General features: G+C 70.7%; 18 protein-coding genes. 9 read left to right on the top strand and 9 right to left on the bottom strand.

The features are described 5' to 3' along the window. Nucleotides 1-209 precede the first annotated feature (209 nt). Genes FOF48_RS23625 through FOF48_RS23615 form a run of 3 tightly spaced genes read right to left on the bottom strand, consistent with a single transcriptional unit; the run spans nt 210 to nt 3,621 of the window. Entirely contained in the window at nt 210-2,477 is a 2,268-nt protein-coding gene (locus FOF48_RS23625) for a molybdopterin cofactor-binding domain-containing protein (RefSeq protein WP_143905022.1), read from the bottom strand. A gap of 11 nt (nt 2,478-2,488) precedes the next feature. Continuing rightward, a complete protein-coding gene (locus FOF48_RS23620) occupies nt 2,489-2,950 on the bottom strand; it encodes a (2Fe-2S)-binding protein (RefSeq protein ID WP_143905021.1) in 462 nt (153 codons plus the stop codon). After that, a complete protein-coding gene (locus tag FOF48_RS23615) occupies nt 2,947-3,621 on the bottom strand; it encodes an Isoquinoline 1-oxidoreductase subunit (protein ID WP_143905020.1) in 675 nt (224 codons plus the stop codon). Before FOF48_RS23615 ends, FOF48_RS23620 begins: the two co-directional genes overlap by 4 nt. Nucleotides 3,622-4,091: 470 nt before the next feature. Between FOF48_RS23615 and FOF48_RS23610 the strand changes: the two genes are divergently transcribed. Next, nucleotides 4,092-4,457: a hypothetical protein gene (locus tag FOF48_RS23610; protein ID WP_143905019.1), complete on the top strand. Its 366-nt coding sequence runs from the start codon at nt 4,092-4,094 to the stop codon at nt 4,455-4,457. 1 nt (nt 4,458) lies between these two features. Here FOF48_RS23610 and FOF48_RS23605 read toward each other — a convergent pair whose 3' ends face one another. Further along, the gene (locus FOF48_RS23605; protein ID WP_143905018.1) at nt 4,459-5,169 is read right to left on the bottom strand and encodes a siderophore-interacting protein; all 711 of its coding nucleotides are present in this window, start codon (nt 5,167-5,169) and stop codon (nt 4,459-4,461) included. Between the two features lie 318 nt (nt 5,170-5,487). On the opposite strand from FOF48_RS23605, the gene FOF48_RS23600 reads away from it, so the two are divergent. Further along, nucleotides 5,488-6,408, top strand: coding sequence for a DUF6600 domain-containing protein (locus tag FOF48_RS23600; protein WP_186002046.1), 921 nt, complete (start codon nt 5,488-5,490; stop codon nt 6,406-6,408). 76 nt (nt 6,409-6,484) lie between these two features. Beyond that, a complete protein-coding gene (locus FOF48_RS23595; RefSeq protein WP_143905017.1) occupies nt 6,485-7,726 on the top strand; it encodes a dipeptidase in 1,242 nt (413 codons plus the stop codon). Nucleotides 7,727-7,739: 13 nt separating this feature from the next. On the opposite strand, the gene FOF48_RS23590 is transcribed toward FOF48_RS23595, so the two are convergent. Continuing rightward, nucleotides 7,740-9,458, bottom strand: a complete 1,719-nt coding sequence (locus FOF48_RS23590; protein WP_143905016.1) for a radical SAM protein — start codon at nt 9,456-9,458, stop codon at nt 7,740-7,742. A 94-nt stretch (nt 9,459-9,552) separates the two neighbouring features. Beyond that, nucleotides 9,553-11,976 (bottom strand): helicase-related protein, encoded by a 2,424-nt coding sequence (locus FOF48_RS23585; RefSeq protein ID WP_143905015.1) that lies wholly within the window; start codon nt 11,974-11,976, stop codon nt 9,553-9,555. Between the two features lie 218 nt (nt 11,977-12,194). On the opposite strand from FOF48_RS23585, the gene FOF48_RS23580 reads away from it, so the two are divergent. Further along, nucleotides 12,195-12,761 (top strand): bacterioferritin, encoded by a 567-nt coding sequence (locus FOF48_RS23580; protein WP_143905014.1) that lies wholly within the window; start codon nt 12,195-12,197, stop codon nt 12,759-12,761. A 74-nt stretch (nt 12,762-12,835) separates the two neighbouring features. Here the strand turns inward: FOF48_RS23580 and FOF48_RS23575 are convergent, their stop codons facing one another. Together FOF48_RS23575 and FOF48_RS23570 are read right to left on the bottom strand one after the other, a co-directional pair. Continuing rightward, the gene (locus tag FOF48_RS23575) at nt 12,836-13,837 is read right to left on the bottom strand and encodes a fatty acid desaturase (protein WP_143905013.1); all 1,002 of its coding nucleotides are present in this window, start codon (nt 13,835-13,837) and stop codon (nt 12,836-12,838) included. Between the two features lie 186 nt (nt 13,838-14,023). Next, nucleotides 14,024-14,851, bottom strand: a complete 828-nt coding sequence (locus tag FOF48_RS23570; RefSeq protein ID WP_143905012.1) for a PPK2 family polyphosphate kinase — start codon at nt 14,849-14,851, stop codon at nt 14,024-14,026. A gap of 227 nt (nt 14,852-15,078) precedes the next feature. On the opposite strand from FOF48_RS23570, the gene FOF48_RS23565 reads away from it, so the two are divergent. Beyond that, nucleotides 15,079-15,486 (top strand): hypothetical protein, encoded by a 408-nt coding sequence (locus FOF48_RS23565; protein ID WP_186002045.1) that lies wholly within the window; start codon nt 15,079-15,081, stop codon nt 15,484-15,486. A 4-nt stretch (nt 15,487-15,490) separates the two neighbouring features. Here the strand turns inward: FOF48_RS23565 and FOF48_RS23560 are convergent, their stop codons facing one another. Next, entirely contained in the window at nt 15,491-16,000 is a 510-nt protein-coding gene (locus tag FOF48_RS23560; protein ID WP_161665898.1) for an SRPBCC family protein, read from the bottom strand. A gap of 451 nt (nt 16,001-16,451) precedes the next feature. On the opposite strand from FOF48_RS23560, the gene FOF48_RS23555 reads away from it, so the two are divergent. From FOF48_RS23555 to FOF48_RS23540, 4 genes are all read left to right on the top strand, one after another. Continuing rightward, complete coding sequence (locus FOF48_RS23555; RefSeq protein WP_143905010.1) at nt 16,452-17,084, top strand: hypothetical protein; 633 nt, start codon at nt 16,452-16,454, stop codon at nt 17,082-17,084. Beyond that, nucleotides 17,014-17,238 (top strand): hypothetical protein, encoded by a 225-nt coding sequence (locus tag FOF48_RS23550; RefSeq protein WP_143905009.1) that lies wholly within the window; start codon nt 17,014-17,016, stop codon nt 17,236-17,238. The genes FOF48_RS23555 and FOF48_RS23550 overlap by 71 nt, the downstream gene beginning before the upstream one ends. Nucleotides 17,239-17,362: 124 nt before the next feature. Continuing rightward, nucleotides 17,363-19,498: an ATP-binding protein gene (locus FOF48_RS23545; RefSeq protein WP_255442575.1), complete on the top strand. Its 2,136-nt coding sequence runs from the start codon at nt 17,363-17,365 to the stop codon at nt 19,496-19,498. Further along, complete coding sequence (locus FOF48_RS23540; protein WP_143905008.1) at nt 19,495-20,838, top strand: sigma-54 dependent transcriptional regulator; 1,344 nt, start codon at nt 19,495-19,497, stop codon at nt 20,836-20,838. The genes FOF48_RS23545 and FOF48_RS23540 overlap by 4 nt, the downstream gene beginning before the upstream one ends. Nucleotides 20,839-20,846: the final 8 nt, after the last annotated feature.

Below are 20,846 nucleotides of genomic sequence, written 5' to 3'. Positions count from 1 at the left end.
GTTCTTTTCGATTTGAGGAGGGACGCGAAGAGTGTCGCGCTGATGGTCATCCCCTCGCCGGAGGCGGATGATCAGCCAGATGATTCCTCCAACCCCGCCAACAACCCAGAGGACAAACCACCAACTGATGCTAGCGGGCATCAAACCGATAACGTGCGAGGGTTTGCGAAAGTAATCCAAGAAATCTTCCAGCATTGCGTCCCTCCTGCTTACACTTTCACGGTTTTCACCAGCGGCAGTTCGCGCGCGCGGGTCCCCGTGAGCGCGAACACGGCGTTGGCCAGGGCCGGCGCCACCGGGGGCACACCGGGCTCGCCGATGCCTCCGGGGCGTCCGTCGCTGGGGATGATGTCGACGTGGATCTTCCGAGGTGCCTCCGCGATCCGCGCCAGCCGGTAGTCCCGGAAGTTGCTCTCCACCGTGGCGCCGTCCTTCATCGTGATGGCACCGTAGAGCCCCAGGCTCAGGCCGAACACCACCGCACCTTCCATCTGCGCACGCACGCGCTCCAGGTTCACGATGGTGCCCGCATCCGCGACGATCCAGGCCTCGTCCACTCGGATGCGCTCGCTCGCGTCCTTCACCACCGACACCACCACCGCCACGTACGTCAGGAAGCTGCGGTGCGCCGCCAGTCCCAGCGCCCTTCCCTGCTGCTTGCGCTCGTCCCAGCGCGCGAGCCCCGTCACCCTCTCAATCACCCGCCGCAGCCGCGCCGTGTCCACCGGGTGCTCGTCCAGTGACTGCCCATAGTTCGGCACCTTCGCCACGCCCAGGTCCTTCGGCGTCACGATCCGCGACGGCCCCAGCACCTCCAGCAACGTGTCACGCGGATCCGTTCCCCGCTCGTGCGCCAGCTCGTCGATGAAGCTCTGCACCGCGAACGCGTGGTAGATGTTCGCCACGGAGCGCAGCCAGCCGATGCGCGTGTGCGCTCGCGCCTCGCAGTTCTCCATCCGGATGTCCGGGATCGCCAGCGGCAGGTCCGTGATGCCCTGCCCCATCTCTCCGTCTCCCGCGAAGGTCGCGTCCGCGAACGTCGAGCCAATGGGCGGGAACGCGATGCGCTGGTGCCACGCCACGACCTTGCCCTGCTCATCCAGGCCCGCCTCCAATCGCTGCGCGCTCGTGGAGTGGTAGTAGTCGTGGCGCACGTCGTCCTCGCGCGTCCACTGCAACCGCACCGGCGCCCCCACCGCCTTCGCCACCAGCGCCGCCTCCACCACGTAGTCCGGCTTTGACTTGCGGCCGAACCCGCCCCCCAGCAACGTCACGTGCACCGTCACCTTCGACGGGTCCATGCCCAGCGCCTTCGCCACCTCGCTGCGCGCCGCCTGAGGATTCTGCGTCGTCGCCCACACCTCGCAGGCGCCGTTCTCCACCCTCGCCACCGCCGCGGGCGGCTCCATCGGCGCGTGCGCCAGGTGCGGCGTGGTGTAGGTCGCCTGAACCCGCTTCGCCGCCTTCGCCAGCGCGCCCTCCGCGTCACCGACGTTGCGCACCACCTTGCCCGGCTTGCCGATCACCTCCAGCAACTGCTCGCGGTACGCCGCCGAGTCGTAGCTCGCGTTGTCCCCGCCCTCCCACGTCACCTCCAGCGCCGCGCGGCCTCTCATCGCCGCCCAGGTGTGGTCCGCCACCACCGCCAGTCCGCCCAGCGGCTGGAACAGGAAGGGCTTCGTCGCGGCCGGCAACTCCACCACCTGCCGCACCCCCGGCACCGCCAACGCCTTCGTCGCGTCGTAGCGGGCGACCCGGCCCCCCGCGACGGGCGGGCGCGCGATGACCGCCGTGCGCATCCCCGGCAACACCACGTCCGCGCCGAACACCGCGCGCCCCGTCACGATGTCCGGCCCGTCCAGCAGCGGCAGCTCCTTGCCCAGATGCTTCAGCTCGCTCCGGGGCCGCAGCGTCACCGCGTCCTTCTTCGGCACCTTCAGCTTCGCCGCGTCGGAGGCCAGCTCTCCGAACTTCAACACCCGCGAGCCCCCCTTGTGGAACACCGCGTGGTCGCGCGCCTCACACTCCGCCGGATCCACCTTCCAGCGCTTCGCCGCCACCGCCACCAACATCGTGCGCGCTGTCGCTCCCGCGTAGCGCAGGTCATCGAAGATCTTCCGCACGCTGCTGGAGCCGTCCGTGTTCTGGTCTCCGTAGGCCGCGTCGCCGTCACCCTGGACGACCTTCACGTGGGCCATGTCCGCGCCCAGCTCGTCCGCGATCAGCACCGGCAGCGAGCTGCGCACGCCCTGCCCCATCTCCGAACGGTGACAGACGATCGTCACCACCCCGTCCGGTGCCACGTGCACGAAGACGTTCGCCCGCAGGCCCTCCGTGGGTACCGCGGGCAGCGACGTGGGCATGGGCGCAGCATGCGCTCTCGCGGGCAGCACCACTTCCAGGCCCAGGCCCGCCGCCACCAGCCCCATTCCTTCAAGCACCGAACGGCGCGACAGACGGATGCGGATGTCTTCCATGGTCGGCGTCCTCACTCGGTCGGCAGTCCCGCCGCCTTCTTCACGGCGGCGCGGATGCGCGTGTACGTCCCGCAGCGGCACAGGTTGCCCGCCAGCGACTGATCGATCTCCGCGTCGGTGGGCTTCGGCTTCTTCGCCAGCAACGCCGCCGCCGTCATGAGCTGCCCCGCCTGACAGAAGCCACACTGTGGCACCGCCAGCTCCACCCATGCCTTCTGCAAGGGGTGCGAGCCATCCGGCGACAGCCCCTCGATGGTCATCACCTCGCGGCCCTCCGCCCGGCGCACCGGCGTCACGCAGGAGCGCACCGCCGCCCCGTCGATGTGCACCACGCACGCGCCGCAGAGCGCCTGGCCACAGCCATACTTCGTCCCCGTCAACGTCAAGACGTCGCGCAGCGCCCAGAGCAGCGGCATCTCCGGATCCACGTCGAGCTCGTGCTCGGTTCCATTCACTCGCACCCGGATGCTCACGGTCGGCTCTCCTCGCGCGGGCACTCCGCGCCGTCCTTCACCCACGCTGCCACCAGCGCCCCGAACTCCGCCTGCGTTCCCGGCGCCGGCACCCGGTCCGCTCCGGGCTTCCACCCCCAACCCACCAGCTCGTCGTGCGCGGAGTGCTCCACCAGCTCCGCCAGGCTCCTGCCCCCGTTGCGGGCCGGATCCTTCAGCTGCTCGCACAACGCACGGGGCGTTCGCCCCTGCCACGCCATCACCCGGGGCGCCAGATGCCACTGGGGCGCACCGGGGATCCGCGCCAGCCGTGCGTTGCGGTCGTGATGACACGACGTGCACTCCAGGCCCGGCACGCCCTGGTCGTGGGAGCCTCGCGCCACTGGCGGGTCGTGCACCTGGAAGGCGTCTCCCTGCAACGGGCTGTCTCCCGCGGGATGACAGTTGACGCACCGGGGATGCAGCATCACCCGGCTCGCCTCCAGGAACAGCGCGCGCGAGCGTTCCTTCGTGTCCTCGATGGCGGCGAAGACCGCCGGAGCACGGAGCGCCTGGGGCTCCACGGCGGGCAACGGCTCCGCGACCGCGTGTTTCGCGCGGCCTCCACACCCCGCGCCGAACATGAGCGCCAGCGTCACCCCCGCCGCACCCGCGCCCAGCACGACTCCCAGTGCCTTCGAGCGAAGACTCATCGTGCCCCGTCCATCCTTTCGGCCAGAGGTCGCACCCGCCGCACTCCTCGACGGGCCGGACAGGCCATGTTGCCCAGGCCAACCCTCTAGGAGCCTGACAAAAAGCCGCATGGCCCGTGAAGCGTTTCTTCAGGATGGGAGAGAAAGCCGAAGACGCCCCCTCGCCATCCATGCCACGGCGGACCTCGTGAACCCTCCGCGTCCGCCCGAGACGGCGAGCGGGCTACCTGCCAGGGCCTCGGGAAGCTCCCTGGCCAGCGCCGCGGCGGCGCGCGGGCTCCGACCTCGGACGGACCGCATGAAAGCACGGCGGGAGGAATGCCCGCTGTGTCTTGCTGACACGGACCTCCAGCGGGATTGACGGAATGTCTTTCGGGGCCGACTCGAGCGCCGCGCAAGTGCGCGGAATCGCATGCAAGAGGCATTGGAACGGCGTGTGTATTGGGAAGCGCGCAAGGAGATTGCCCGCCATGCGCCAGAGCCCCGCGTCGTCCGTGTTCTCCCTCACCCGCCTCTTCGTCGAGCAGAGCGCCCGCTGGAAGCTGCGCGAGGAGGTCATCGCCTTCATCCTCGAGTTCGGCACCCCCGCACGCGCTTGCGGCGCCACCCACATCACCGTGCACGAGCGCGACCTGCCCTGGAGCCTGCGGGATTCATCGCTCGCGCGGCAGGCGCGCGGGTGGATCCTCATCCTCAATGACGAAGATCGCCTCCTCACCTGCTACCGCCGCCAGGACGCCTCGCGCTTCCTGCGGCAGAAGCCCAAGCGTCGCCCCGCCGGAGTGATCCGGGGCCGCGAGGACTTCCTGCGCGGCCTCCAGTTCGCTCCGGCTTGATTCAGTCGAGCCCCGCCTTGCCCACGGCCCAGTAGGCCTTCACCTTGGGCGTGGCGCGCTCGCCATCGCCTCGCAGGCGCGACCTCAGGGCTTGGATGGACTGCGCGCGGCCCGTCATCACCAGCGTCGCGCCCGGTCTGGCCCTCAAGGCCTCCTTCAGGCGTTCGTGGACCTGCGCCAGGTGCGCATCCGCCGCGGTGCGCTCCACGTCCCGGCCCTCGAAGCCCAGCTCGCGCAGCGCGGGGGCGCACGCGTCGCGGCTCGACACCTCGAAGACGGGCGTGACGTCTCGCTTCGCTCCGGTCCGGAAGGCGTGCGCCACCGCGAAGGACGTTTCGTCACCGAAGAGGACCACCGGCGCGTCGCCTGCCTCCAGTGACACCGAGCGCCGGGGCCCGAAGAACTGCACCGCGTCTCCGACCCGCGCGTCGCGGCCCCACCTCGCTCCCGGGCTGTCGCCATGCAGGTACACGAGGAAGGCCGTCGCCCCGCGTGCTTCGTCCCAGGACAGCGGGGTGTACGTGCGCATGCCCAGGCCCGGCAGGTACACCTGGACCTTGTCTCCCGGCGACCACCCCTGGCCGCGCAAGGCAGGACCCTCACAGTCGATCTGACGGAAGGCACGAGACACCTCGCGCACCTGCGTCACCCGGGCGTCGTGGAAGAGAAAGCGCCCCAGCAGATTTCCCAACATGACCTTCGCGGATGCCATGGGTCCCTCCGTTCAGGCGTTCATACCCCTGCCCTGCCACCGTGACACATGAAGTTGCGTGAAGTGTCGCGGGGAGGCGGTGAAGCGTGGCCACGGGGGCGAAGCCGTGGGACGGCCAGACAGCCTGGCGCCACCGCCTCGCTGGTCCACCCCAGTGGACCCGAAGACCCATCTTCATGGGTGGACCCCCATGAAAGGAACGCGGACATGAGCTCCTGGAACACGCGGGCGCGATGGCTTCGGATCGGCAGTGCGACCGCCATCGCCTTCGTGTCAGCCACCAGTTGCGCGATGGGTCCCGAGGAATACGGGCCGCAAGTGACTTCGACGGCCGCCCCCCTGGGCCAGGCCTCCTCCATCGCTGATTTCCGGGAGACGCTGTCTCCCTACGGGACGTGGATCAACGTGCCGGATGCCGGCTGGGTGTGGCGCCCCAACCCCGATATCGTCGGCGCGAACTTCGTTCCCTACTCCACCGGCGGCCAGTGGGTCTCCAGCGATTGGGGATGGACCTTCGAGAGTCAGTGGGACTGGGGCTGGGCGCCCTTCCACTACGGCCGGTGGTTCATCTCGCCGAACGTGGGCTGGGTGTGGTGGCCTGACACCGAGTGGGCCCCTGCCTGGGTCGACTGGCGGTGGGGCGGTGGCTTCGTCGGCTGGCAGCCCCTGGGGCCGCCCGGCATCAGCGTGGGCATTGGCCTGGGGGTCGGCGTCGGCATCGGCCTGGGGTGGACCTTCGTGAGCGCGGGCGACTTCGTGCGGCCCAACGTAGGGACCTATCGCCTTGCGCCCAACCGGGTCTCTCAGGTGTACCGTCAAACCCAGCCCGTGGGCGAGCGCGTGGCGGCTCGCAATGGCCACTGGAACCGAGGCCCCGCGCCGCAGCAGGTCGCGCGCGCGACGGGTCATCCCGTGCCGCAAGCGAGGCCCATGACGCCGCCCACGGCGCACCCGCCGCGCGCTCGCACCGGGACCCCCGTGGCGCCTTCACGGCCCGTGGCGCCCGCGCCTCAGCGCGCGCCCGCCGCGCCGCGCGAGGAGCCAGCGGCCCGCCCCACCACGACCGTGCCGGCCGCGCCGCATGAACCGGCCGCGCCGAGGACTGAACCCGCGGAGCCTCATGAGACCCATGAGCCCGCCCCACCGCACGAGGCCCCGTCTCATCCCGAAGGCGGACATCCTGAAGGCGGACATCCTGAAGGCGGTCACTCCGGCGGCGGTTCACACCACGGTCATTGACGTCGACGTCTCATGACTTCGGGGGACGGGCGCGCTGATACCCGGCGCGCCCGTTCCGCAGTATGAGTGACGTCACATGAGACCGACCCTGGCGCTCCTCAGCCTCATCCTGCTCGCATCGCCGGCCTGCACTCACGGAACCAACGCCCAGGTCCCACCCGCGAACCTGGACCTCGACGAGCGCAGCCGCTTGCTCGCGAAGCGACTCCTCATCGCGGACGGCCACATCGACGTGCCCTACCGCCTCCATGAAACGCTGGGGCCCGACGGAGCGCCGACCGAGGACATCTCTCAGCGCACCTCGGGGGGCGACTTCGACCATCCGCGCGCCGTGGAGGGCGGGCTCGACGTGGCCTTCATGTCCATCTACATCCCCTCGGAGCTCCAGAAGTCGGGCGGGGCCAAGGCGCTCGCGGACTCGCTCATCGACATGATGGAGCGGGTCGCGCGCGGGGCCCCGGAGAAGTTCGCCATGGCCCACTCCGTGGAGCAGGCCCAGCGCAACGCCCAGGCGGGGAAGGTGTCCTTCGCGCTGGGCATCGAGAACGGCGCCGCCATCGAGGACCGGCTGGAGAACGTCCGCCACTTCCAGCAACGCGGCGTGCGCTACATCACCCTCACGCATTTTCAGGACAACCTCCTCGGCGATGCCGCGGCCAGCCAGGGCAAGGGCACCTGGAACGGGCTCAGCCCGTTCGGGCGACAGGTCGTCGCGGAGATGAACCGCGTGGGCATCATGGTGGACGTCGCGCACCTCTCCGACGACACCCTCCGGCAGGCGGTGGAGGCGAGCCAGGTGCCGGTCATCGCCTCGCACACCTCCTGTCGTCACTTCACGCCCGGCTACTCGCGAAACATCCCCGATGAGCTCATCCGCGCGGTGGCCGCCAAGGGGGGCGTGGTGATGATCAACTTCGGCTCCCGGTTCCTCATCCCGGAGGTCCATGCCTACGACGCGCGGCTCTCCACCGCGCTGGAGGCCTACGCCCAGGAGCGTGGCCTGTCGAAGGGCAGCCCGGAGCTCCAGACCTTCATCGACGCCTATCTCCGCGAGCACCCGTCCCCCCTGGCTCGGGTGGAGGACGTGGCCGACCACATCGACCACGTCGTGAAGCTGGTCGGCATCGAGCACGTGGGGCTCGGCTCCGACTTCGATGGCGTGGGCCCGTCCCTACCCACCGGACTCAAGGACGTCTCACAGTACCCGAACCTGTTCCGCGTCCTGCTGGAGCGCGGGTACAGCGAGGCGGACATCGAGAAGATCGCCTCGGGCAATGTCTTCCGGGTGTGGCGGCAGGTGGAGGCGTTCGCCCACTGAGGCGGCCTTCCGCTCACGCCGGCTGGAGGAAGCGTCCGTCCACCAGGTGGTCGATCACGTCGCGCGCGGAGTCTGGATCGAGCCGCGCCTTGGAGCCCAGGTGTGACACCGCGCTGGCGACGGTCGTCGGCCGGTCGAAGGCGGCCAGGGCCGCGAGGAGGACGGCGCCATCCTCGCCCTGCGTGAGCGTCGGATCCGAGAACCTTCGCGGGCTCACCGACGGAGCGCAGCTCAGGGTGATGCCGTCCACCGAGCGCAGGACCGTCACGGGCTCCCCCGCCACCTTCGCGGGCGCCCGGTGGCTGCCCAGCCAGTCCCCCAGCGTGAACCGCTGCGTCGAGGGCGCGGTGTTCCGCAGCCGCGTGCGTCCCGTGATGGCCAGCTGCTTCCTCGCGTCGCGGTGCTTCCAGGCCAGCGCGTCCACCCGGTCGGAGGTGCGCTGCACCGCCGCTTCAAGCTGTGCGTCCTTGAAGCGGATCATCGGCACCGAAACGTCCCCCGGCTCGCGGCGCTCGAAGTAGTCCAGGAACTCCGTGAACGTCTTCGCTTCGCTCACCATGTCGAACCGCGCGGGGTGCTCGGTGACGAGCGCCCCGGGCTGAGCTTCGAGCCGTTGGTAGCCCACCACGCAGTCGAGCCCGATGATCCGCTCCACGAGCCGAAGCTCCTCCTCCAGCGTCGCCTTGCTCGCGAACGGGAGGCCTCCGATGCCGGAGATTTCGATCTCCACGTTCGCATGGCGGCGACAGGCGTCGATGACGTCCAGCAGCTCCCGGTCCTTCGCGCAGGGCTTGAGCAGCCCTCGGCCCATCTGCTCCAGGCGCTGCTGTTCGGAGAAGCAGCCGATGTCGATGACCATGTAGATGCGCTGGAACGTCCGGGACAGCGCCTCGACGAGCTCCACGCGGGGCACGCCCCACAGGAAGTACGTGCAGCAGTGCCGCGACAGGTCCACCCCGGCCCAGGTGCTGCCCAGGAACTCCGCGGTGCTCCCCGCGAAGTCGTAGCGCATCTGCCAGGTCCGTCCGGCGATCTCCTGGTGGTCCCGGCGCACGCTCTCCTCGGAGCGCAGGAACGGCTTCGCGCGGCCGAACGCGGCCTTCTGGTTGCCCCGGGCCCCTCCGCAGTAGAGGCAGTTCTCGCCACAGCCCTTGCCGGGCGCGACCCACCCCGAGAAGGAGTTCAGGTCCATCTGGCTCAGGAAGAGCTCGTTGAAGTGGGAGTAGTAGATGTCCTCCGTGTTGGTGGCGCGCTGCACGTAGGCCAGCGGCAACCTGCGGGGACGTCCGTCCGGATCCCGGGTCACGCAGTTGGGCGGCGACGGGTCGCCGTTGCAGATCGCCAGCAGCGGCAGCTCGCCGTCGCCCAGCACGATGTGGTCGATGCAGTCGTAGGCGTTCAGCTCCCGCCACCAGTACGACGCGGAGTTCCCTCCCACGACGATGCGGATCGCCGGGTCGATCTTCCGCAGCGTCCGCGCGATCAACAGCGCGCGGTCCACGTGGTGGAACCACTTGAGGCTGATCCCCACCAGCTTCGGCCGCACGCGGGCGACCAGGCTCTCGAAGGAGCGCATCACCTCGGCGTCCGTCTCATCCCCGTCGTACAGCCGCACGAAGGCCTCGACCCCACCGCGGCGCAGGTAGCTGGCCAGGTAGAGGATGCCGCACGTGGCTTCGCCCGTTCCGGCGCCGACGAGGAGAACTGGCGAGAGGACGCGACCACCACCCATGAGACGAACACCGGCCTTTCGGAAGACGGCCGTCAGCGTAGGCGATCCCAAGGGAGGCGGGCGCGGAATGGTGCGCGCCCCGCCGCCCGGGCGCTCAGCCCTCCCCCTGAGCGCCCCCTTCCCCCGCGCCGCTCCGCCGAGGGCCCGGGTGCGGCTGGGGTCCATGGGAGGACGCCGCCGAGGGAGTCTTGCCTCGCCGCCGTCGCCGCTTCTTCGACACCGCGCCCGCGGCCGGGCCTCCCAGCGAGCGCAGGACCTGGGCCCGCGCGCCCCCCTCCAACCGCAGTTGTTGCATGAGCGCCCGCGCCTGCTGGGCGCCCTGCGGGTGACGCAGCGACTCCCCCAGCCGCTCCACGATGTCGATCCGCAGCGCCACCGGGCCCATCAGCTCGTAGCCGAACGCCCGGGCGTTCCTGCCGCCCAGCGCCGCGACGTCCACCACCGGCTCTCGCGGGATGCCTTGCGGTGGGGGCCCCTGTTGGAACAGCGCCGTCAGCATGCAACGGCGCTCCATCGCCTGTGGCGCGAGCGCGTCGGCGACCCAGAGGAAGCGCTGTCCCTCACGGACACCCAAGGTCCTCAGGCGCTCTTGGGACTCCGCATCCAGGAGCCTCCACTGCTCGCGCGCCTCGCCCTGGGCAATCACCCCCAGCCCCTCCGCCAACCGATAGGCGATGCCCCGCGTCACCGCGGACTGGCCCGCTCCGGTGAGGGCTTCGGCGGGAAAGCCTCCCATGGCCTCCGTCACGAGATCCCTCGCCAGCGCCACCAGCCTGCGCTCCAGCCGCTGCCGCGCGCCGCCCGTCCAGACCTCCGGCTCCGCCAGCGCGAGCTGCGGTGAGCGGCGATCCTTGCCTCGCACCAGGCGGGCCAGCGGCTGGCTCTCGAAGGAGATGCGTCCCGCCGCGTCCACCTCGAAGGCGTCGTGCGTCGCGTCCACCACCCGCTGGACGAACTGATCCTCCGTCAGCGCCCCACCCTCCGCACCCGGCACCTCCGCCAGCAACAGCCCGAGCTTCGCGAAGGGGCTGTCCGAGCCGACCTGCGGCCTCGCGGGCGTCCTCACGAAGCGGCGTGCGCTCCTGCGCGCGGCCTGTTGGACGAAGCGCTCCACCAGCCGCTCATGGAGGGCGTCCCCCAACGCGTCCTCGATGCGCCGGGTGCGCTCCTGCCACTCCTCCGCGTCATGCAGCCAGCCCGGACGATGGCTGATGTAGGTCCAGATGCGGATGGCCGCCAACCGGTCCATCAGGGTGTGGATGTCTCCAGAGGCGTCATCCAGCGGCGACACCTGTCTGCCCAACCAGAGCGGATCCAACCGCCCATCCCCCGCGGTGAGTTGCAGGAAGGTCTCCCGCAGCAGCGCGACGTGCTGACCGAAGAGCCCCTTGCGGAAGTCCGGAATCTGGCAGACCTGCCACAGCAGCTCGACCGAGGCCCGGTCGTGGGTGAGGTCGCGGATGGCCGGGACGAGCGAGAGGCCCTTGAGCGCGTCGAAGTCGTCCGCGCGCTCCACCCGGACGAAGCCATGGTGGCGCGGCGCTCGCGACAGGGAGTCCAGCAGCGCCTCCGGGCTGGCGAAGTCGAGCGCCGAGTTGCGCCAGATGAGGCTGCGCACCGCTGGAAACCGGTGTGACTCGATGGCTGACACCATTCGCGGCGGCAGCTCCGGCAGCGTGTTCAGCGCGCCAAAGCTGCCGTCGTTCAGGTGACGCCCCGCGCGGCCCGCGATCTGCGCCAGCTCATCCGGGAAGAGGTCCCGCTGCTCCGCGCCGTCGTACTTGGAGAGCGTCGCGAAGGCGACGTGGTTGAGGTCCAGGTTCAACCCCATCCCAATGGCATCCGTGGCCACCAGGTACTGGACCTCGCCGGCTTGATACATCGCCACCTGGGCGTTGCGCGTCCGGGGGGACAGCGCGCCCAGCACCACGGCCACGCCGCCCCGGAGGCGACGCAGCGCCTCGGCCAGCTCGTACACGCGGTCCGCGGAGAACGCGACCACGGCCGAGCGCGGCGGCAGGCTCTTCAGCGAGCGGCGCCCGGCATAGCGCAGCTGAGACAGCCGCGTGGCGCGCTTCAGCGACACATGCGGGATGAGCGCCTGGACCATGGGCCGCATCGTGTCCGCGCCCAGGAACCACGTCTCCTTGAGCCCGCGCGCGTGGAGCAGACGGTCGGTGAAGACATGGCCGCGCTCACGGTGCGCGGCGAGCTGGATCTCATCCACGGCGAGGAAGTCGACCTGTCGGTCCGTCGGCATCGCCTCCACCGTGCAGATCCAATAGTCGGGCCGGGGCGGGATGCGCTTCTCCTCCCCCGTCATCAGCGCGACCCGGCCCTCGCCCACCTTCGCGGTCACCCGGTCGTAGACCTCGCGGGCGAGCAGGCGCAGCGGCAACCCGATGATGCCCGTCTCGTGCTCGAGCATCCGCTCGATGGCACGGTAGGTCTTCCCCGTGTTCGTGGGCCCCAGCTCCGCCACGACTGCGGACGGCCGGCCGGATGGGCTCGAATTCATGGGCGAAGCCTAACTCCGAACACCGCCCTCCGCCCCGAAGGCCGCGGGGGACGTTCGCTGGACATCGTCGTGCCACCCCTCACCGGGGGAGCAGGCGCCTCGCGCCCCGGGGTGGGACGGACGGGCACGGGGCGCCCGGCACGCGGGGGCAGGTGGGATGGCCGGACGCGCGGGGAACACCCCAATTTCCAGACACGCATCCGCCAGGAGGCAACGCCATGGCCGACCCGCATCCGCAGCCCTTCGTCAGCGACATCCAGGAGATCCGCCGCCGCGCTCGCGAGCACCTGGAGGAAGGCGCCCACACGGAGAACTACGAGGGCAACGTGCAGACGACCCTCAAGCTGCTCAACGACGCGCTCGCGACCGAGGTGGTCTGCGTGCTGCGCTACACGCACCACTACATCTCCGCGGTGGGCATCAACAGCGATGCGGTGAAGGAGGAGTTCGGCCAGCACGCGCGCGAGGAGCAGGACCACGCGCTGCGGCTCGCGGAGCGCATCAATCAGCTGGGGGGACGGCCGAACTTCAACCCCGAGGGGCTGCTGTCCCGCAGCGCCAGCCAGTACGTCGAGGGCCAGAACCTGGTGGACATGATCCGCGAGAACCTGGTGGCGGAGCGCATCGCCATCGAGACCTACCGCGACATGATCCGCTACTTCGCGGACCACGACCCCACCACGCGGCGGCTCCTGGAGGACATCCTCACCAAGGAGGAGGAGCACGCCAACGACATGCATGACCTGCTGGTGGCCCACCAGGGCAGGCCCATGCTGGAGAATTGAGACCCCGGCCCGGTGGGTTCGTCGGGCCGGCCCCGAACGGGCCCGCCGGGCCGTGGTTCCTCAGGCGGCGGTCCTCAGCCCGGGATCGCCGCGTCGCGGTAGCGCACCATCCGACCGCGCGACGCGTCCCACAGGTTCAGCCGCAGGCAGCCCACGATGTCCTTCACCGTGAGTGTGGTGAGGTGCGGCCCCTGCAGTTCCGGGATGGCCGCCATCGCCTCCGGCAGCCGGTAGAACGGGATGCGCGGGTTGAGGTGGTGCACGTGGTGGTAGCCGATGTTGCCCGTGAACCACTCCATCACCGGCCCGAAGCGCATGTAGCTGCTGGCCTCCAGCGCGGCGTCCGCGTGGTTCCAGGAGGGCTCCGGCAGGATGGCCACGTCGTCGAAGTTGTGCTGCGCGTAGAACAGGTACGTGCCCAGCGCGTACGCGACGAACAGCGGGCCCACGAAGGCGCAGAGATAGACCCCCAGGCCGAGGAAGTGCCAGACGGCCACGGACAGCGCCACGTGCAGGCCCAGGGCGAGCCCGGAGGTCCAGTAGCGCTTCGGGTTCTTCACGAAGGGCACCAGGCACAGGCTGATGAGGAACGCGGTGACGTAGCCGAACAGCAGCGTCACCGGGTGGCGCTCCACCACGTAGCCCAGCCGCTGCCAGCCCGTGGCGCCGCGCCACTGCTCCGTGGTCCAGGTGACGAAGGTGCCCGCGGAGTCCGCGGCGATGCGCGCCGTGTTGGCGTGGTGGTGGTTGTGCGTGTCATTCCAGATGCGCGCGGGCGTGAGCGTCAGGATCCCCTGCACCTGGAAGAGCGCCTTGGCCCACCGGGACTTCGGCAGGAGCGCGCCGTGCATCGCGTCGTGGAAGAGGATGAAGCAGCGGATGAGCACCAGCGCTTCGATGAAGCCCCCCACGATGCGCAGCGGCCACCAGGGCGCGGCGGCCGCCACCGCCACGGCCCCCGCGAGCGCCGCGTAGGTGGACAGCAGGGCCCAGAGCGAGCGCGCGGCGTCCTGATTGGCGAAGGGGCGCGTGCGGGCAATGAGGTCCTTGCTCGACGGCGGCGCGGCTCGTTCCATGCGACAGGGCTCCGGCGGTGACCGCCCGGCGACACACCGGGAAGGATGACCGCCAGCGTTGTCCCATCCCCATGTCATGGGCGGGTCAGCGGCGTGGATTGCGCGCGCATGGGCTCCGCGCGTCATGGATGACGCGTGGAGCCGGGGAGCACCGCGAGTGTCCGGAATCCTCCCGGATGTCGCGCGTCAGCCCTTCTTGCGCCAGGCCTTGAGCTCGGCCTTCTTCCGCCGGCCGACCTCATCCAGTTGGGCCTGCCAGCGCTCGCGGTAGGGGCGCAGGGCCTCCGCCACGGTGCGAGCCACGACGAGGTTGCGGTACCACTTGGCATCCGAGGGGACCAGGTGCCACGGCGCCTGCTCGGTGGACGTCCGGGCGAAGACGTCCTCATAGGCGTGCGTGTAATTCACCCAGTGCGCGCGATCCTCCCAGTCGCTCGTGGAGATCTTCCACGCCTTGCGCGGCTCCTGCTCACGCGCGATCAGCCGCTGCTCCTGTTCCTTGCGGCTGATGTGGAGGAAGAACTTGAGGATGATGGTGCCGTGCTCGGTGAGCAGCGTCTCGAAGTCGCGGATGTGCTGGTAGCGCGCCTTCCAGAGCGGCTTGGGCACGAGCGACTTCACGCGCGCCACGAGCACGTCCTCGTAATGAGAGCGATTGAAGATGGAGAACTCGCCCTGGCGAGGGGTCTCGCGGTGGACGCGCCAGAGGAAGTCGTGCTCCAGCTCCTCGGGGGTGGGCACGCCAAAGGACGTGACGCTCACGCCGCGCGGGTTGAGGCTGCCCACCACGTGCTTGATGGTGCCGTCCTTGCCCGCGGTGTCGCGCCCCTGCAGGACGATGAGCACGGAGTTCATCCTCGCGCCCCAGAGGAGGTCCTGAAGGTCGAACAGCTCCTCGCCCAGCGCGTCGAACTCCGCCTTCGCCTTTTCGCGGTCCGCCTTCTTGGGAGGCAGCGTGGAGATGCGCTCCAGCTTCACCTTCGCGCCCTGCTTTTCGTCGCGGATGATGTCCATGGTCCCCTTCATTCCAGAAGGAGACGGATCGTGCCCGGAGCGAAGGCGGATTCACACCCTCCCCATCCACGATGGCGGCGAAACGTCCACGCCGTACCATTCCACCCCCGCCCGCGGGCGCCTCCCCACGGTGACACGCCGGAGGGTGCGTGGTGTTCCCTTGCGGCTGCGTCTTCTGGGAGGGGAACACATGACAGCGAATCGCCTCGTCGCGCGCGCCGGGGGCCATGGCGCTCGCCGCCGGCCTCGCGGGCTGCACCGACACCGCCACCCTCGTTGATGCAACCGAGGACGGACCCGCGCTGGACGAGAACGGCGCGCCCATCACCGGCCCCTCGCTCGCGGCCCAGTGGTATTCCACGGACCCCGGCCGCGCGCTGATCAGCGGCGACCCGGCGGAGTTCGAGGCCTTCGACGTCCCGTCGCTGCGAGGCGTCGCCCGGGCCGCGCCGTACTTCCATGACAACAGCCACGCCACGCTCATGGACGTGTTGGATACCTACAGCCGCTTCATCCTTCCCGGCCTCCCCTCCGTGGGCCTTCCGCCGCACCCGCCCGAAGCGCCGGGCGGGCCTCCTGAATCCCTCACGCCCACGCAGCAGCAGGACCTGATCCGCTTCCTGATGCGGCTGTGAGCCTTCAGCGCCGCAAGTCCCGCTCCGCCGCCTGCGTCCGCTGCGGGGGCGGCAGGAAGGTGTGCGCGAGGCCCATGAGGCCGCGGGCGAAGACCTCGTCGCGGATCCACTGGGCCAGCGCCGCCTCCTCGCCCTCGTGGCCGGGCGCCATGTCGAACGTGGCGGACCACTCCACGAAGGTCTGCCCGGTCGCCGTCACCGGCGTCACCCGCAGCTTCGCCTGGTAGCCGCGCACCGGCAGCGGGCCCTCCAGCATCGCGTAGGCGTAGCTGCGCGCGTGCGAGTCGTGCTCCAGCCGCGCCTCCAGGAACACCGAGCCGTCGCGCGTGGTGATCCGGCGCAGGGGCCCTGGACCGGGGCCAGGACGCGCGACCCGCTCGCTGGAGACGATGCCCGGATGCCAGCGGGGAAGGCTGTCAAAACCTCCCACTCGGTCCCAGACGACATCCGCGGGTGCCTGGATGAGTTGACTTGCGTAGGCCTCGGCCATGGGTGCCTCACGTCGTTCGTGCATGGACATGGATCCAATGGGTGCTCCGTGCTGACGGTGGCCACGCCTCCCGGACGCGCCCATCCACTCGCGGGCGGGCCTCCAGGCGCAGGGCGTGTCCCTCGCGCGGGCAACCGCGTCAGGCCGTGCACTCCCGAGCGCCGCTGGCGGTCCGAACCTTCTGTCCCCTCTTGGAAAGACTCCCCCGCCAGGCGCCCCATCGCATCGCATCCATGCCGCCCCCCTTGTCAGACAAAGAGTGACTGGATGTGAAGCAAGGAGCCCTGGGGCGAAATTGTCCAAAAGGGCTGTCCGTCCGGCGCCGCATCGCGGGCCAGGGCACGTGTGGTCCTGCGATCACAGGCCTACCTGGGAGGACTCGTCCTTCAGGGCGATGCCCGGCGGGATGCGAAGCATTGCCGGGGCATGGGTGTTGAATGCGCATGGCGCATGCCCTGCCCGGAGGAGATGCCTTATGACTTCCGCTTCCATCACCGAGTATGAAACGCGCCTGTTCTGGCAGGGAGAACGGGGCGCCGTGCTGACGAGCGACCGGGCGCCACCCGTGCCGATTGGGCGCCCCCTGGGGGATGGGGTTGGAGGGCCGGTGGACGGCCGCTGGGATCCGGAGGCCCTGCTGGTGGGCGCGGTGGAGGGACGCACGCTGCACGCCTTCCTGGACGGAGCCCGGGAGGCGGGGGTGGACGTGCTCTTCTACCAGAGCTGCGCGACGGCCCGGCTGGTGCGGGGGAGCTCGGAGCACGCGCCGCACTTCACCGACCTCATCGTCAGGCCCCACGTCGCCGTGGCCAATGAATGGGAGGCCGACCACGTGCGGTGGCTCTTCGCGCAGCTGCCGTCGCGCTGCTTCCCCAGCTCCATGCTCCAGCTCACGCCGCGCATCGAGCCCGTGGTGGAGGTCTGGGCCAAGGCGCGGGCCTCGGACGGCGCCGCCGCTGTCGTGAAGCGCTCACCGGCCGACACTGGAGAGACAGCTCCGATTCCGTGGAGGAGCGGCATGCACAGTGTGGAGGTCCATGCCGACGAACCCTCAGACGGATCCGCCCGCGAAGCCGGTGAAGGAGCCGGATCCGAAGCCCACGCCTGAAATCGAGCCGCCCCACCCGCCCGCGCCGGAGAAGGAACCACCGCCGGGCGAGCCCCGGCGCAGGGAACCTCCGCCGCCCCGGCAGGACCCGGAGGTGGAGCCAGGCATCCAGGATCCCCCCGACACGCCCGGACCGCCGCCCGTCATCGGGTAGGCCTGCTGTCTGGGATTGGGCACACCCCGAGGATGGCTTCCCCGCTTTCCCGGGTCCTTCGTCCCATGCGGCGTCAGAGGGTTCGTGCGCCGATGCAAGTGGATGCCGGGAATCGTAGAGTGGCGTGCGCTCCCCGCGCGCCATGTCCACGCCCACTCCAACGCCCTCCCCGCTCCAGACCGCCGCCATCGCCGCCACCTGCGCCGTGCTCATGGCCGCGGTGGGCGCGGTGACGGAAGGCTGGGAGCGGGGGCCGCGCCTCGCGGTGCTGGCGGTGAGCGCCTTCGTGCTCGCGGCGCTGGGCACCTGGCGTGCGCGGGCCGCGACCCGGCGCGAGTGCGAGCGGCTGATCCGGCAGGGGGACGAGGCCCGGTCGCTGCGGGACGCGGTGATGGACATCACGCCGGTGGGCTTCGCGTACTTCGACCGGGACCTGAAGTACGTGCACGTCAACGCCGCGCTCGCCGCGATGAACGGCCTGCCGGTGGACGCGCACCTGGGCCGCCACGTCACGGAGGTGCTGCCCGCGCTGGGCACCGCGCTGGCGCCCCGGTTGACCCGCGCGCTGGAGACGGACTCGCCGTTGCAGGACGTCAGCCTCCAGGTGGAGACGCCCGCCGCCCCCGGAGAGGCGCGCTTCTGGTTCGGAAGCTATTCGCGCGTGCGCGGCGCCGGCGGCGCGGTGCTGGGCGTCATCGCCTCCCTGTCGGAGGTCACGGAGCGGATGCGCGCGGAGGCCTCCCTCCAGGAGCATGAGGGGCGCCTTGACGTGCTCACGCGGTCGCTGCCGGACTACCTGTGGGGCGGGAAGCTGCGCAAGGGCGTGCTGCGCGACTTCTACTGCACGCCCGTCATCGAGCGCACCACCGGCTATCCCCTGAGCGCCTTCACCCGCACGGGCGTGGACGGCGCGCCCGCGCCGCTGTGGCTGGAGATGATCCACCCGGAGGACCGGGCGCGCTACCGGGGGTGCGTGGAGGGACTGGCGCCGGGCACGGAGGCGGAGGTGGAGCACCGGCTCATCTGCGCCGACGGGCGCGTGCGCTGGGTGAGCAGCCGCGCCGCCGCCTCCGGCATGGACGCGCAGGGCGCGGTGCACCTGGGCTGCGTCGTCACCGACATCACCGACCGGCGCCTCGCGGAGGATCTGCGCCAGCGCCTGCACGACAGCTTCCGGCGCTCCGCCACGGAGTGGCGCCGCACGTTCGACGCGGTGTCGTCGCCGCTGCTGGTGCTGAGCGCGGACGGCATCATCCACCGGCTCAACGACGCGGCCCGCGCGCTCTTCCGGGAGTCGGACCCCTCCGGCCAGCCCCTGGCCTCCACCGTCGGGGCGCCGCCCTGGTCCAGCGCGGGCCCCCTGGTGGACGAGCTGCGCGCGACGCATGGCAGCGCCAGCCGGCAGGTGCATGACGCGGAGTCCGGACGCACCTGGGAGCTGGCGGCGGCCTGGGTGGACGAGGTGGACAGCGAGGACGCGCGCATCATCCTGGTGGGCACCGAAATCACGCGGCTGCTGGAGCTGCAGGCCCACGTGCGCCGCAGCGAGACGATGGCCGCCATGGGGGCCATCGTGGCGGGCGTGGCCCACGAGGTACGCAACCCCCTGTTCTCCATCTCCGCCGTGGTGGACGCGGTGGAGGCCACCTTCGGAACGAAGCCCGAGCTGCAGCCGTACCTGGAGGTGCTGCGCGGCGAGGTGCGCCGGCTCACCCACCTCACCCAGGAGCTGTTCGAGTACGGCCGCCCCGCGCGGGGCGAGTGGACCGACGGCGCCGTGGGCTCCGTGGTCGCGGACGCCCTGTCCGCCTGCGAGCTCGCGCGGGACAAGGCGGCGGTGACGCTGCGCCGCGAGCTGGCGGAGGGGCTGCCTCCGGTGCGCATGGACGCGCGCCGGCTGTTCCACGTCTTCCGCAACGTGGTGGAGAACGCCGTGCAGCACTCGCCCCAGGGCAGCACCGTGTCCGTGACGGCCCAGGCCGTGGAGGAGGCGGGCCGCCCCTGGGTGCGCTGCACCATCCACGACGGAGGGCCCGGGTTCAGGAGCGAGGATCTCCCGCACGTCTTCGAGCCCTTCTTCAGCAAGCGCCGGGGCGGCACCGGCCTGGGACTCTCCATCGTCCAGCGCATCCTGGAAGAGCACCAGGGGCGCATCCGCCTGTCCAACCACCCCCAGGGAGGCGCCGAGGTGACCATCCTGCTGCCCGCCCTGACCCCGGCCGCCGACGCCGGCTCCACCTTGAAGTCGCAGGCATCATGACCCGCACCCGCATCCTGCTCGTGGACGACGAGCCCGGCGTCCGCCTGGGCATGAAGGGCTACCTCACCCAGCACGGGTTCGACGTGGCCGAGGCCACCAGCGTGGCCGAAGCCCAGGAGGGCTTCCGCGCCCACCGGCCCGACGTGGCCGTCATCGACTACCGGCTGCCGGATGGCACGGCGCTAGAGCTTTTGCCCCGGCTCAAGGAGCTGGACGCGGCCGTGCCCCTGGTGGTGCTGACGGGCCACGGCTCCATCGAGCTGGCGGTCCAGGCCGTGAAGGAGGGCGCCGAGCAGTTCCTCACCAAGCCCGTGGAGCTGGCGGTGCTGAAGGTGGTGCTGGAGCGGCTGGTGGCCCAGCGGCGCGAGCGGCAGCGGCAGCTGGCGGACCGCTCGCGCACCGCGCGCACGCAGGTGGATCCCTTCCTGGGCACGAGCCCCGCGATCACCGCGCTTCGCGATCAGGCGGAGCGCATGCGCGACAGCGACAGCCCGGTGCTCATCACCGGGGAGACCGGCAGCGGCAAGAGCGTGCTCGCGCGGTGGCTGCATGAATGCGGGCCGCGCAAGGAGGCGCCCTTCGTGGACCTGAACTGCGCCGCGCTGTCCAAGGACCTGCTGGATTCAGAGCTGTTCGGACACGAGAAGGGCGCCTTCACCAGCGCGGTGGCCGCGAAGCAGGGCCTCTTGGAGGTGGCGGACCGGGGCACGCTGTTCCTGGATGAGATTGGCGACATGGACGTGGCCGTCCAGCCCAAGCTGCTCAAGGTGCTGGAGGAGAAGCGCTTCCGGCGGCTGGGCGACGTGAAGGACCGGCGCGTGGACGTCCGGTTGCTGGCCGCCACGCACCAGGACCTGTCGCTGGCCTCTCGCGAGAAGCGCTTCCGCAGCGACCTGTACTTCCGCATCAGCACCCTCATCCTCCACGTGCCCGCGCTGCGCGAGCGCGCGGAGGACGTGCCGGTGCTCGCCCGCCACTTCCTCGCGGAGATGGGGCGTGCCCGGGGCCGGGGCCAGGTGGAGCTGGAGCCGGACGCGGAGCGGGCCCTGATGACCTACGGTTGGCCGGGCAACATCCGCGAGCTGCGCAACGTGCTGGAGCGCGCCGTGCTCCTGTCCGGCACGCCCCGCCTGTCCCGGAGCGCCCTGCGCTTCGAGTCGCTCCCCGCCGAGGAGGAGTCCCTGGGCGCGGACCTCACGCTGGAGGAGCTGGAGCACCGCCACATCGAACGGGTGCTGGCGCGCGAGGGCGGCCACGTGGAGCGCGCGGCCACGAAGCTGGGCATCTCCCGCAGCTCGCTCTACGCGAAGATCAAGGGCTGGCAACACAAGGGGTCCTGACGGGCCGT

The sequence above is a fragment of the Corallococcus sp. Z5C101001 genome (genome assembly GCF_007352635.1).
GTDB classification, from domain to species: domain Bacteria; phylum Myxococcota; class Myxococcia; order Myxococcales; family Myxococcaceae; genus Corallococcus; species Corallococcus silvisoli.
This window is presented reverse-complemented; position numbering and strand designations above follow the sequence as displayed.

What these genes read in the sequence shown, in the direction of transcription:
- FOF48_RS23625 (WP_143905022.1), bottom strand. Translation starts at nt 2,477, where the DNA reads ATGGAAGACATCCGCATCCGTCTGTCGCGCCGTTCGGTGCTTGAAGGA.
- FOF48_RS23540 (WP_143905008.1), top strand. Translation starts at nt 19,495, where the DNA reads ATGACCCGCACCCGCATCCTGCTCGTGGACGACGAGCCCGGCGTCCGC.
- FOF48_RS23590 (WP_143905016.1), bottom strand. Translation starts at nt 9,458, where the DNA reads ATGGGTGGTGGTCGCGTCCTCTCGCCAGTTCTCCTCGTCGGCGCCGGA.
- FOF48_RS23575 (WP_143905013.1), bottom strand. Translation starts at nt 13,837, where the DNA reads ATGGAACGAGCCGCGCCGCCGTCGAGCAAGGACCTCATTGCCCGCACG.
- FOF48_RS23555 (WP_143905010.1), top strand. Translation starts at nt 16,452, where the DNA reads ATGACTTCCGCTTCCATCACCGAGTATGAAACGCGCCTGTTCTGGCAG.
- FOF48_RS23615 (WP_143905020.1), bottom strand. Translation starts at nt 3,621, where the DNA reads ATGAGTCTTCGCTCGAAGGCACTGGGAGTCGTGCTGGGCGCGGGTGCG.
- FOF48_RS23550 (WP_143905009.1), top strand. Translation starts at nt 17,014, where the DNA reads ATGCCGACGAACCCTCAGACGGATCCGCCCGCGAAGCCGGTGAAGGAG.
- FOF48_RS23560 (WP_161665898.1), bottom strand. Translation starts at nt 16,000, where the DNA reads ATGCACGAACGACGTGAGGCACCCATGGCCGAGGCCTACGCAAGTCAA.
- FOF48_RS23580 (WP_143905014.1), top strand. Translation starts at nt 12,195, where the DNA reads ATGGCCGACCCGCATCCGCAGCCCTTCGTCAGCGACATCCAGGAGATC.
- FOF48_RS23585 (WP_143905015.1), bottom strand. Translation starts at nt 11,976, where the DNA reads ATGAATTCGAGCCCATCCGGCCGGCCGTCCGCAGTCGTGGCGGAGCTG.
- FOF48_RS23605 (WP_143905018.1), bottom strand. Translation starts at nt 5,169, where the DNA reads ATGGCATCCGCGAAGGTCATGTTGGGAAATCTGCTGGGGCGCTTTCTC.
- FOF48_RS23595 (WP_143905017.1), top strand. Translation starts at nt 6,485, where the DNA reads ATGAGACCGACCCTGGCGCTCCTCAGCCTCATCCTGCTCGCATCGCCG.
- FOF48_RS23570 (WP_143905012.1), bottom strand. Translation starts at nt 14,851, where the DNA reads ATGGACATCATCCGCGACGAAAAGCAGGGCGCGAAGGTGAAGCTGGAG.
- FOF48_RS23565 (WP_186002045.1), top strand. Translation starts at nt 15,079, where the DNA reads ATGGCGCTCGCCGCCGGCCTCGCGGGCTGCACCGACACCGCCACCCTC.
- FOF48_RS23610 (WP_143905019.1), top strand. Translation starts at nt 4,092, where the DNA reads ATGCGCCAGAGCCCCGCGTCGTCCGTGTTCTCCCTCACCCGCCTCTTC.